Origin of the sequence: Allobosea sp. RCC_152_1 (genome assembly GCF_041360765.1) — a bacterium.
Taxonomy (GTDB): Bacteria; Pseudomonadota; Alphaproteobacteria; order Rhizobiales; family Beijerinckiaceae; genus Allobosea; species Allobosea spartocytisi.
Genome location: NZ_JBFUPU010000002.1, coordinates 728,936 through 740,894 on the forward strand (window position 1 = coordinate 728,936; position 11,959 = coordinate 740,894).

At 65.7% G+C, this 11,959-nt stretch carries 9 protein-coding genes; 1 reads left to right on the forward strand and 8 read right to left on the reverse strand.

Translation table 11 applies throughout. From position 1 onward, the window contains the following. Window positions 1-126: 126 nt before the first annotated feature. The 4 genes from odhB to sucC all read right to left on the reverse strand — a co-directional run bounded on the left by odhB (window position 127) and on the right by sucC (window position 6,728). Window positions 127-1,356, reverse strand: coding sequence for a 2-oxoglutarate dehydrogenase complex dihydrolipoyllysine-residue succinyltransferase (odhB, locus tag AB6806_RS09910; RefSeq protein ID WP_142021990.1), 1,230 nt, complete (start codon window positions 1,354-1,356; stop codon window positions 127-129). Between the two features lie 105 nt (window positions 1,357-1,461). Then, complete coding sequence (locus AB6806_RS09915) at window positions 1,462-4,419, reverse strand: 2-oxoglutarate dehydrogenase E1 component (protein ID WP_038360384.1); 2,958 nt, start codon at window positions 4,417-4,419, stop codon at window positions 1,462-1,464. A 218-nt stretch (window positions 4,420-4,637) separates the two neighbouring features. Continuing rightward, complete coding sequence (gene sucD / locus AB6806_RS09920) at window positions 4,638-5,522, reverse strand: succinate--CoA ligase subunit alpha (RefSeq protein ID WP_038359746.1); 885 nt, start codon at window positions 5,520-5,522, stop codon at window positions 4,638-4,640. A gap of 9 nt (window positions 5,523-5,531) precedes the next feature. After that, entirely contained in the window at window positions 5,532-6,728 is a 1,197-nt protein-coding gene (gene sucC, locus AB6806_RS09925) for an ADP-forming succinate--CoA ligase subunit beta (RefSeq protein WP_191125262.1), read from the reverse strand. Window positions 6,729-6,904: 176 nt separating this feature from the next. On the opposite strand from sucC, the gene AB6806_RS09930 reads away from it, so the two are divergent. Next, the gene (locus AB6806_RS09930) at window positions 6,905-7,543 is read left to right on the forward strand and encodes a 2OG-Fe(II) oxygenase family protein (RefSeq protein WP_038359752.1); all 639 of its coding nucleotides are present in this window, start codon (window positions 6,905-6,907) and stop codon (window positions 7,541-7,543) included. Between the two features lie 57 nt (window positions 7,544-7,600). On the opposite strand, the gene mdh is transcribed toward AB6806_RS09930, so the two are convergent. The 4 genes from mdh to AB6806_RS09950 form a co-directional block, all read right to left on the reverse strand. Next, window positions 7,601-8,566 (reverse strand): malate dehydrogenase, encoded by a 966-nt coding sequence (mdh, locus tag AB6806_RS09935; RefSeq protein WP_038359754.1) that lies wholly within the window; start codon window positions 8,564-8,566, stop codon window positions 7,601-7,603. A 327-nt stretch (window positions 8,567-8,893) separates the two neighbouring features. Next, a complete protein-coding gene (locus AB6806_RS09940; protein ID WP_038359756.1) occupies window positions 8,894-9,493 on the reverse strand; it encodes a TetR/AcrR family transcriptional regulator in 600 nt (199 codons plus the stop codon). Window positions 9,494-9,663: 170 nt separating this feature from the next. After that, entirely contained in the window at window positions 9,664-10,842 is a 1,179-nt protein-coding gene (gene zapE, locus AB6806_RS09945) for a cell division protein ZapE (protein WP_038359758.1), read from the reverse strand. A 220-nt stretch (window positions 10,843-11,062) separates the two neighbouring features. Continuing rightward, window positions 11,063-11,893 carry an ABC transporter substrate-binding protein gene (locus tag AB6806_RS09950; RefSeq protein ID WP_112761483.1) on the reverse strand — a complete coding sequence of 277 codons (831 nt, stop codon included), beginning with the start codon at window positions 11,891-11,893 and terminating at the stop codon, window positions 11,063-11,065. Between the last annotated feature and the right edge of the window lie 66 nt (window positions 11,894-11,959).

An 11,959-nucleotide genomic window follows, 5' to 3' on the forward strand; every position in this document is an offset into this window, starting at 1 on the left:
AGCCTCGCAGTGCCCGTCATGGTCGGGCTTGTCCCGACCATCCACGTCTCGGGAGGCCGGGAGAAAAGTCGTGGGTGCCCGGGACGAGCCCGGGCATGACGTCGAAGTGAACGTCGCGAAACGCGATCAGAGGTCGAGCACGAGGCGCGCCGGATCCTCCAGGCCTTCCTTGATGCGGACGAGGAAGGTCACGGCCTCCTTGCCGTCGATGATGCGGTGGTCGTAGCTGACCGCGAGATACATCATCGGCCGGGCCTCGATCTTGCCGTTCACCACCATCGGGCGCTCCTGGATCTTGTGCATGCCCAGGATCGCCGATTGCGGCGCGTTCAGGATCGGGGTCGACATCAGCGAGCCGTAGACGCCGCCATTCGAGATGGTGAAGGTGCCGCCCTGCATCTCCTCGATCGAGAGCTTGCCGTCGCGGGCCTTGCGGCCGAACTCGCCGATCTTCTTCTCGACGCCGGCGATGGAGAGCTGGTCGGCATCGCGCACCACCGGAACCACCAGGCCCTTCTCGGTGCCGACGGCGACGCCGATATGGTAGTAGTTCTTGTAGACGATGTCGGTGCCGTCGATCTCGGCGTTGACGGCCGGGATCTCCTTCAGCGCCTGCACGCAGGCCTTCACGAAGAAGCCCATGAAGCCGAGCTTGACGCCGTGCTTCTTCTCGAAGGCATCCTTGTACTGGTTGCGCAGCGCCATGACGTTGGTCATGTCGACCTCGTTGAAGGTCGTCAGCATCGCGGCGGTGGACTGGGCCTCCTTGAGGCGGCGCGCGATGGTCTGGCGCAGCTTCGTCATCTTGACGCGCTCTTCGCGCGAGGCGTCGTCCGGCGCCGACGGGGCGCGGACCTGCACCGGAGCGGCAGGCGCCGCCGGGGCGGCACTGGCGCCGGTCGCGATCGCAGCGAGCATGTCGCCCTTGGTGACGCGGCCATCCTTGCCCGAGGCCTGGACCGACGAGGCGTCGATGCCGCTCTCGGCGGCCAGCCGCGCCACGGCCGGGCCGGAATCGGCGGCCTTGGTAGCGGCAGCCTTCGGAGCCTCAGTGGCCGGAGCCGGCGCGGCGGCGGGCTTCTCTTCCTTCTTCGGAGCGGGCGCGGCAGCAGCCGCACCGCCTTCAGCGATCATGCCGAGCAGCGCGCTGACGCCGACCGTATCACCTTCCTTGGCGACGATCTCGCCGAGCACGCCGGCGGCCGGGGCGTTGACCTCCAGCGTCACCTTGTCGGTCTCGAGCTCGACCAAAGGCTCGTCGGCCTTCACAGCCTCGCCCGGCTTCTTGAACCACTTGCCGATGGTCGCCTCGGAAACGGATTCGCCGAGGGTGGGTACGCGGATTTCGGTCGCCATGTCAGGCCTCTGTTGTCTCGTTCTCTGGCGGTCGGATCGGCACCGGCGGAAACGCCGATGCGGCAGGGAAATCCGGCAGTGCGCAAAGCATCGCCGGGAGGGTCGTCAGGCCGCGAAGGCCTCGTCGAGGAAGGCGTTGAGCTGGGCGAGATGCTTGGACATCAGGCCGGTCGCCGTCGCGGCCGAGGCCGGGCGGCCGACATAGCGCGGCCGCTTCGACTTCGAGCCGGCATGGCCCAGCACCCATTCCAGATAGGGCTCGACGAAGGTCCAGGAGCCCATGTTCTTCGGCTCCTCCTGGCACCAGACCACATCGGCGCCCTTGAAGCGCGCCAGCTCCTGCGCCAGCGTCTTCAGCGGGAACGGGTAGAGCTGCTCGACGCGCATCAGATAGACATCGTCGATGCCGCGCTTCTCGCGCTCCTCCAGCAAGTCGTAATAGACCTTGCCCGAGCAGAGCACGACGCGGCGGATCTTCGAATCCTTGACCAGCTTGGTGGTCGACTTGCCGCGCTCGGCATCATCCGCCAGCACGCGGTGGAAGGTCGAGCCCTCGGCGAGGTCGGCGAGGTCGGAGACGGCGCGCTTGTGGCGCAGCAGCGACTTCGGCGTCATCAGGATCAGCGGCTTGCGGAAGTCGCGCTTCAGCTGGCGGCGCAGGATGTGGAAGTAGCTCGCCGGCGTCGAGCAGTTCGCCACCTGCATGTTGTCCTCGGCGCACATCTGCAGGAAGCGCTCGAGGCGGGCGGAGGAGTGCTCCGGACCCTGGCCCTCATAGCCATGCGGCAGCAGGCAGACGAGGCCGGACATGCGCAGCCATTTGCGTTCGCCGGACGAGATGAACTGGTCGAACACCACCTGCGCGCCATTGGCGAAGTCGCCGAACTGCGCCTCCCACATCGTCAGCGCGTTCGGCTCCGACAGGGTGTAGCCGTATTCGAAGCCGAGCACCGCCTCTTCCGAGAGCATCGAGTTGATGACCTCGTAGCGGGCCTGGTCCTCGCGGATATGGTTGAGCGAGGTGTGGCGGGCTTCGGTCTCCTGGTCGATCAGCACCGAATGGCGCTGCGAGAAGGTGCCGCGCTCGCAATCCTGGCCGGAGAGCCGCACCGGATTGCCGTCGAGCAGCAGCGAACCGAAGGCCAGCGCTTCGGCCGTCGCCCAGTCGATGCCCTCGCCGCTCTCGACCGCCTTCTTGCGGTTGTCGAGGAAGCGCTGGATCGTCTTGTGGACGTTGAAGCCGGCCGGAACGGCCGTGATCTTCTCGGTGATCTCCTTCAGCGTCTCCGCCGGCACGCCGGTGGCGCCGCGGCGCGGATCGTCCTCGTCGGCGCGGATCGCCTTCATGCCGGCCCAGCGGCCGTCGAGCCAGTCGGCCTTGTTCGGCTTGAAGGCCTGGCCGGCGTCGAACTCGACCTCCAGCTTCGCCTTCCAGGCGGCGCGCATCTCGTCGAGCTCGCCGGCTTGAACCACGCCCTCGGCCTCGAGCTTGGCGCCGTAAAGCTCCAGCGTCGTCTTGTGGCCGCGGATCTTGCGGTACATCAGCGGCTGGGTGAAGCCCGGCTCGTCGCCCTCGTTATGGCCGAAGCGGCGATAGCAGAACATGTCGACCACGACCGGCTTGTGGAACTTCTGCCGGAACTCGATCGCGATCTTGGCGGCGAAGACCACCGCCTCCGGATCGTCGCCATTCACATGGAAGACCGGCGCCTCGACCATCTTCGCCACGTCGGACGGATAGGGCGAGGAGCGCGAATAGCGCGGATAGGTGGTGAAGCCGATCTGGTTGTTGATGATGAAGTGCAGCGAGCCGCCGGTGCGGTGGCCCTTCAGCCCGGAGAGGCCGAGGCACTCCGCCACCACGCCCTGGCCGGCGAAGGCCGCGTCGCCATGGATCAGCAGCGGCAGCACCTTGGAACGCTCGACGACGTCGCCGAACTGATCCTGCTTGGCGCGCACCTTGCCGAGCACGACGGGATCGACGATCTCGAGATGCGACGGGTTGGCGGTCAGCGAGATATGGACGTTGTTGCCGTCGAACTCGCGGTCGCTGGAGGCACCAAGATGGTACTTCACGTCGCCCGAGCCCTCGACGTCGTCGGGCGCGAAGGAGCCGCCCTTGAACTCGTGGAACAGCGCGCGATGCGGCTTGCCCAGCACCTGCGTCAGCACGTTGAGGCGGCCGCGATGGGCCATGCCGAAGACGATGTCGCGCACGCCGAGCGCGCCGCCGCGCTTGATGATCTGCTCCAGCGCCGGAACCAGCGCCTCGCCGCCGTCCAGGCCGAAGCGCTTGGTGCCGGTGAACTTCAGGTCGAGGAACTTCTCGAAGCCCTCGGTCTCGACCAGCTTGTTGAGGATCGCCTTCTTGCCTTCCTTGGTGAAGGCGATCTCCTTGTCCGGCCCCTCGATGCGCTCCTGCAGCCAGGCCTTCTGCTCGGGGTCGGAGATGTGCATGAACTCGATGCCGACCGTGCCGCAATAGGTGCGCTGCAGGATCGAGACCATCTCGCGGATGGTGGCGAACTCCATGCCGAGCACGTTGTCGATGAAGATCTTGCGGTCGAGATCGGCCTCGCCGAAGCCGAAGGCGGCCGGCGACAATTCCTCGGGGTCGTTGCGGCTCTCGATGCCGAGCGGGTCGAGCTTGGCATGGAGATGGCCGCGCATGCGATAGGCGCGGATCAGCATGATCGCGCGCACGGAATCGCGCGTCGCCTGCTGGACGTCGGCGGGGGAGAGCGTCGTGCCGGCAGCCTTGGCCTTGGCGCCGAGCTTGTCGGAGATCACCTTCTCGACCACGGCCCAGTTGCCGTCGAGCGCCGAGATCAGCTCGCCATTGGCGACGACCGGCCAGTTCGGCTTCTTCCAGGAGGCGCCCTTGGCGTTGTCCAGCACCGACTGCTTGTCGTCCTGCAGCGCGCCGAAGAAGCTCTGCCACTGCTCGTCGACCGATTTGGGATCGGCCTCGTAGCGGGCGTAGAGATCCTCGATATAGGCCGCGTTGCCGCCGTAGAGGAACCCGGTCTGTGCGAGAGCCTCGTTGATGTCCTGGCGAGCCATGATGCTCCTGCCTTCCTTCACCGCTTGCGACATGTCCGAACCCTTGCCCGGACATCCTTCAACTTGCCGTCATGCTCGGGTCTGCGCCCTGAGCATTTGGTCTTCCGTCATGGCCGGCCTTGAGCCGACCATCTCATGCCGTTTTGCCGTCGCTTCCTCGGGGACGTCATGTTCGGGTCAAGCCCGACCATGACGCGCCCCGGAAAGGCACCAGGGCCTCAGCCCTTCAACACTTCGACCAAGGTCTTTCCAAGGCGCGCCGGCGAGGGCGAAACCCGGATGCCGGCCGCTTCCATCGCGGCGATCTTGTCCTCGGCGCCGCCCTTGCCGCCCGAGATGATCGCGCCGGCATGGCCCATGCGGCGGCCCGGAGGCGCCGTGCGGCCGGCGATGAAGCCGACCATCGGCTTCTTGCGGCCGCGCTTGGCTTCGTCCTTGATGAACTGCGCCGCGTCCTCTTCGGCCGAGCCGCCGATCTCGCCGATCATCACGATCGACTCGGTCTTGTCGTCCGCGAGGAACATCTCGAGCATGTCGATGAACTCGGTGCCCTTGACCGGGTCGCCGCCGATGCCGACGGCCGTGGTCTGGCCGAGGCCTTCGCGCGTGGTCTGGAACACCGCCTCATAGGTCAGCGTGCCCGAGCGCGAGACGATGCCCACCGAGCCCGGCTTGAAGATGTTGGCCGGCATGATGCCGATCTTCGACTGGCCGGCGGTGACGACGCCGGGGCAGTTCGGGCCGATCAGGCGCGACTTCGAGCCCGAGAGCGAGCGCTTGACGCGCACCATGTCGAGCACCGGAATGCCCTCGGTGATGCAGATGATCAGCGGGATCTCGGCGTCGATCGCCTCGCAGATCGCATCGGCCGCGCCCGGCGGCGGAACATAGACGACCGAAGCGGTGGCGCCGGTCTTCTCCTTCGCCTCGGCGACGGTGTCGAAGACGGGCAGACCCAGATGGATCGCGCCGCCCTTGCCCGGCGAGGTGCCGCCGACCATCTGCGTGCCATAGGCGATCGCCTGCTCGGAATGGAAGGTCCCGTTCTTGCCGGTGAAGCCCTGGGTGATGACCTTGGTGTTCTTGTCGATCAGGATGGACATATCTGCTCCTCAGGCCTTCTTGACCGCGGCGACGATCTTCTGCGCGGCGTCGTCGAGGTCATCGGCGGGGATGACGTTGAGGCCGGACTCGCGGATGATCTGCTTGCCTTCCTCGACATTGGTGCCTTCGAGGCGCACCACCAGCGGAACCTGAAGGCCGACCGCCTTCACCGCCGCGATGACGCCGCGCGCGATGACGTCGCACTTCATGATGCCGCCGAAGATGTTGACGAGGATGCCCTTCACCTTCGGGTCGGCGGTGATGATCTTGAACGCCGCCGTCACCTTCTCTTCGCTGGCGCCGCCGCCGACATCGAGGAAGTTCGCCGGGCTTTCACCGTAGAGCTGGATGATGTCGAGCGTCGCCATGGCGAGGCCGGCGCCGTTGACCATGCAGCCGATCGTGCCGTCGAGCGCGATGTAGGCGAGGTCGTATTTGGAGGCCTCGATCTCCTTCTCGTCCTCTTCCGTCGTATCGCGCAGCGCGACGATCTCGGGATGGCGATAGAGCGCGTTGGAGTCGAACGAGATCTTGGCGTCCAGGCACTTGATCTGGCCCTGGGTGGTCACGATCAGCGGGTTGATCTCCAACATGTCCATGTCCTTGGCCACGAACGCGTTGTAGATCTGGCCGAGCACGGTGCCGGCCTGCTTGGCGAGGTCGCCGGAGAGCCCGAGGATGCGCGCCATGGCGCGGCCGTGATGCGGCATGATGCCGGTCGCGGGATCGACCGAGAAGGTCTCGATCTTCTCGGGCGTGTCATGGGCGACGGCCTCGATGTCCATGCCGCCTTCGGTCGAGACGACGAAGGCGATGCGCGAGGTCTCGCGGTCGACCAGCGCCGAGAGGTAGAACTCCTTCTCGATATCCGAGCCGTCCTCGATATAGAGGCGGTTGACCTGCTTGCCGGTTTCGCCGGTCTGCACGGTGACCAGCGTGTTGCCGAGCATTTCCTTGGCGTGGGCCTCGACTTCCTCGACCGACTTGGCCAGGCGCACGCCGCCCTTCGCGTCGGGGCTGAGTTCCTTGAACTTGCCCTTGCCGCGGCCACCGGCGTGGATCTGCGACTTCACGACATAGAGCGGACCCGGCAGCTTCCTGGCGGCCTCGACCGCTTCAGCCACCGTCAACGCCGGGAAGCCGGCGGAGACGGGCGCGCCATACTCTTTCAGAATGGCCTTGCCCTGGTATTCGTGGATGTTCATCCGGTAGCTCCTGACTGGGCTTTGAAGAAAAAGGGGCCGGCACCGGGTGCGGCGCCCCATGCGATCGAAGATGGCGAAACCCCGGCGCGGCGGAGCATCGCCTGCGATTGCGCGCGTCCGAATTCCGGTGATAAAAATCCACAATCAGATGAAACATCTGACGGGAGGACAGTGAAATGGCGACGTCGTATTCCTGTATCAACCTCGATTCCGTCCGCGCGGCGCGAACTGAACGAGAACCCTACAACTATCTCATCGCCAGCGATGTCATCCTGCCCGGTGCGGTGGACGGCCTGCGCAACGACTTCCCCGACATCCGCGAGTCCGGCTACCACCCCGAAGAGGACGTCAACCGGCACGGCACCTTCGCGAAACTCCTGGAGGAGATGAAGAGCCGCGAGATGGCCGAAATCGTCTCCGAAAAGCTCGACATCGACCTCGTCGACAAGCCGAAGATGATCACGATCCGCAAGCTCTCCGCCGCTAAGGATGGACGCATCCACACCGACAGCGAGTCGAAGATCGCGACCTTGCTCGTCTATCTCAACGACGCCTGGCAGGATTCGCCGGCCGGACGCTTGCGGGTGCTCTACAACGGCACCGATTTCGAGAACATGAAGGAAGAGATCAGCCCGATCACCGGCTCGCTCTTCGCGTTCCGTCGCGCCGACAACTCCTGGCACGGACACACATCCTTCGTCGGCGAGCGGCGCGTCGTCCAGATGACCTGGCTCAGAAGCCAGGCCGACGTCGAACGCAAGAAGAGCCGCGGCTCCTTCACCCATCTGGTCAAGAAGGTGCTGCGGTTCGGGTGACGGGCTGAGCCGTCCCCCGAACACCTGCCGGATATGTGCCTGCGCCGGGCGCATGCCTCAGCCGGCCAGCGACGGATCGACGCTCTTGCAGGCGTCGATCAGGCTCTGCACCGAAGCCACCGACTTCGCCAGCATCTCCTTCTCGGCGCCGTTGAGGCGGATCTTCACGACGCGCTCGACGCCCTTGGCACCGATCACCACCGGCACGCCGACGAACATGTCCTTGACGCCGTACTGGCCCTTCAGCGCGGCGGCCGCCGGCAGCACGCGCTTCTGGTCCTTGAGATAGCTCTCGGCCATCGCGATGGCGGAAGCGGCAGGCGCATAGAAAGCCGAGCCGGTCTTGAGCAGGTTGACGATCTCGCCGCCGCCCTTGCGGGTACGCTCGACGATGGCGTCCAGCTTCTCCTGCGTCGTCCACTTCATCTTGACGAGGTCGGGCAGCGGGATGCCGGCGACGCCGGAGTAACGGACCAGCGGCACCATGTCGTCGCCATGGCCGCCGAGCACGAAGGCCGAGACGTCCTTGACCGAGACGTTGAACTCTTCGGCGAGGAAGTAGCGGAAGCGGGCGCTATCGAGCACGCCGGCCATGCCGCAGATCATGTTCGGCTTGACGCCCGAGAACTTCTGCAGCGCCCAGACCATCGCATCGAGCGGGTTGGTGATGCAGATCACGAAGGCCTTGGGGGCGTACTGCTTGATGCCTTCGCCGACTGCCTTCATCACCTTGAGGTTGATGCCGATCAGGTCGTCGCGGCTCATGCCGGGCTTGCGGGGCACGCCGGCGGTGACGATGATCACGTCGGCGCCCTTGATGTCCTCGTAGGAGTTCGTGCCCTTGTAGCCGGCGTCGAAGCCGTCGACCGGCGCGGATTCGGCGATGTCGAGGCCCTTGCCCTGCGGGATGCCCTCGGCGATGTCGAAGAGGACGACGTCCCCCAGTTCCTTCAGGCCGGCGAGGTGGGCGAGCGTGCCGCCGATCTGGCCTGAACCGATGAGGGCAATCTTCTTGCGGGCCATAGCCTAGTCCTTCTCTTCTGGCGCTTCGATCGAAACCGGCTGCGGCCGACTTTCGACATCCGGAATGCCTTGGCCAAAATACCTTGGCGCTACGATGGCCGGCGGGCCGGCCAAACCGTGGCTTCCTTTGGCCCAAACCGCCCTTTTGCCGCAACCCTCGCAGAAAACACGGCTTTTGCGGGGCGAGGCGCTCCCATTCGCGCGGCGAAACAGGCGGCCTCTTTTTTTTCAATGACTTGCAAGAGGCTCCATGTCGACTTTCAGTCGTTTGAGGCAAAAATCGGGCAATTACAATTTACAGAAATTGTAATTGGTCACCAAATTTTTTCACACGATGCCGCTACCAAGCACCCGCAGGATGACGCGGATCAGCGTCGAGAGGCGGGTATCGACCGAAGCCAGCGGCACGTCGGCTTCCAGCGCCAGCGAGGCCGGATGGATGAAGCGATGCGTCGCATCGATGACGAAGGCGATGGCCCGGTCGCGATCGCGCGGCTCGAACACGCCGGTGGCGATTCCCTCGTCGACGACGCGCTCGAACAGCGCTCTGACCCGCGTCCGGTTGCGCCGGCTGATGGCATGGCGCTTGGCGACGGCGAGCGACAGTGCCGCGAAGAGATGCGGATCCTCGCTCAGCAGGTCACGATTGGCCTTGGCAAGCGCCAGGATCAGCCGCTCGAGCTTGTCGTCGGCCGGATCGGGACCATCGGCGATGTCGGCGAGCCGCCGCTCCGTCGCCTTGAGCCAGAGATCGACTACCGCATCGATCAGCGCCCCCTTGGACGGAAAATAGCGATAGACATTGGCATGGGTCATGCCCGCCTCTTCCGCCACGGCGACGACGGTGAAGCGCTTCAGCCCGAACGTCCGCAGGTGCTCGCTGGCGACCGTGAGGATGCGTGTCTCGCTCGGCTCGCGCTGCGGCATGGTTCAGCGGCGCTCCGATTTAGGGTTCGCACGCAACCACGCCGTCATCCCGGGCTTGACCCGGGATCCATGCCAGAGCGTTTCCGACGAAGGTTCAGGCATGGATCCCGGGTCGGCGCTGCTGCGCAGCTTGCCCGGGATGACCACCCATCCATTGTCGGCGGTGAAACTCACGTCTCGACCAGCCCGGTGGTGTCGCCACTCGCAGCCGAATCCGGCCGGCCATGCGGCATCGCGAGATACTCTTCGGAGCGCATCTCGATCAGGCGCGAGACGGTGCGGTCGAACTCGAAGGCCTCGCGCCCCTTGTTCGCGCGATAGAGCTCATGCGGCTCGGCCGCCGCCGAGGCGACGAGCTTCACATGGTGCTCGTAGAGCGTGTCGATCAGGATGATGAAGCGCTTGGCCTCGTTGCGTCGGTCGAAATCGAGGATCGGGATATCGTCGAGCACCAGCGTGTGGAAGCGCTGCGCCAGCGCGATATAGTCCGAGGCGCCATAGGCCTGGGCGCAGAGATCGACGAAGTTTGCCCGCGCTACGCCGCCGGCCGCCTGCGGCAGCACGAGTTCGTGCCCCTGGACGTTGAGCACGGTCCGCGGCCCCTGCGCCACGCCGGAGAGCCCCTTGAAGGCAGCATCGAGCGCAGCTTTCGCCTTCGCATCGGCCGGCACGTGATAGACCGGCGCGCCACCGAGCTTCTCCAGCCGGAAATCGGTGCGCGCATCGAGCTTGAGCACCTCGACCTTGGTCTGAAGCAAATCGATGAAGGGCAGGAACAGCGCCCGGTTGAGCCCGCCCTCATAGAGCCGCGACGGTTCGACATTCGAGGTCGCGACCACGACGACGCCGGCGGCGAAGAGCGCCGTGAACAAGCGCCCGAGGATCATCGCATCGGCGATGTCGGTCACCGTGAACTCGTCGAAGCAGAGCAGATAGGCTTCCTCAGCCAGTTCCGCCGCGACCGGCGCGATCGGATCGCCGTCCTTGACCTCGCCCGTCTTGATCTTCTGGCGATGGGCGTTGATGCGGCCATGCACCGCGGCCAGGAACTCGTGGAAATGCACCCGCAGCTTGCGCTTCACCGGCGCGGACTCGAAGAACATGTCCATCAGCATGGTCTTGCCGCGGCCGACCGAGCCCCAGATGTAGAGCCCCTTCGGCGCCTCGGCGGTGTCGGGCTTCTTGCCGAAGAGCCAGCCGAGCGCGCTGCCCTTGCGGGCGAGGCGGCGGGCGGCGAGCGCCGCATTCAGCGCCTCCAGCTTCCTGACGACGGCGACCTGGGCCGGATCGCGCTCGATGGCGCCCGCCTCGACCAGGGCGGCATAGCGGTCGGTGATCGAGGCTGGCATGGCGGCTGGGAACGACGGGTCGCGGAAAGAGGCTTCCGGGTTACGGCAGCCCGGCCGCCATCGCAAGCCCGGCGAGATCGCGCCCGCCATCTCCGCGGCCCGCACCCGGCTTCACCGGTCCGAAAACACGTCATCCCGGCACGGACGGACCGGCCGGGATGACGGTAGCGAAGCGAACCTCGGCTTGCGGCTTCGAGGCCGCCGCGCATTCGCGAGGGAACTACTGGCCCTTGTTGATCGAGACCGGCTTCAACGGGTTGTCGAGGAGGCCGTATTTCTGGATCAGCGCGTCATAGGTGCCGTTGGCCTGGAGCTTCTCCAGCGCGGCCTTCACGGCGTCGCGCAGCTGCGTGCCCTCGGCCGTCTTCGCGAAGGGAATGCCCATCAGCGTCGTCGTGAACGGCTTGCCGAGCGGGATGTAGGTGTTGGGCTCGAGCTTCTGGAAATGGCTCATCGTCTCGCTGCCCTGGACGCCGCCCTGCAGGCGCTGCGTCTTGAGCTGGGTGCGGGCATCGACCGAGCCCTCGGTGCCGACGACGTTGATCGCGGGCTTGCCCTTGGCGACGCAATTGGCCTGGCTCCAATCGCCGATCTGCTGCGGCCAGTTGGTCGAGCGGCTGGCGCCGACGCTCTTGCCGCAGAGGTCGTCGGGGCTCTTCACCGTGTCCTTGAACGGGGTGACCGTGTAGAACTGCGCGCCGGATTCGAGATAATCGACGAAGTCGACCTGCTCGCGCCGGGCCGGCAGATCGCTCATGCCGGCCAGCGCCATGTCGACGCGGCCGGTCTGGATCGAGGGCAACATCTGGGCGAAGGCCGTTTCCTGCCATTCGACCTTGAGGCCGAGTTCCTTGGCGATGGCCTCGCCCAGCTCGATGTCGAAGCCGATGAGCTGGTTGGTCGCCGGGTCCTTCGAGGTGATCGGCGGATAGTTCGGCTGGGTCCCGATCACGAGCTTGCCGGCGGTCTTGATCCGGTCCGGCACGGTCTGCGCCTGAGCGGCCAGCGTGGTCGCGGCGAGCAGCGCCGCCGTCAGTGTCAAACGAAGCATGTGGTCTCTCCCTCTTATGAACTCAAAGCATTGCGCGAAGAAGCGGGAACCGGTTTTTCGCTGAAG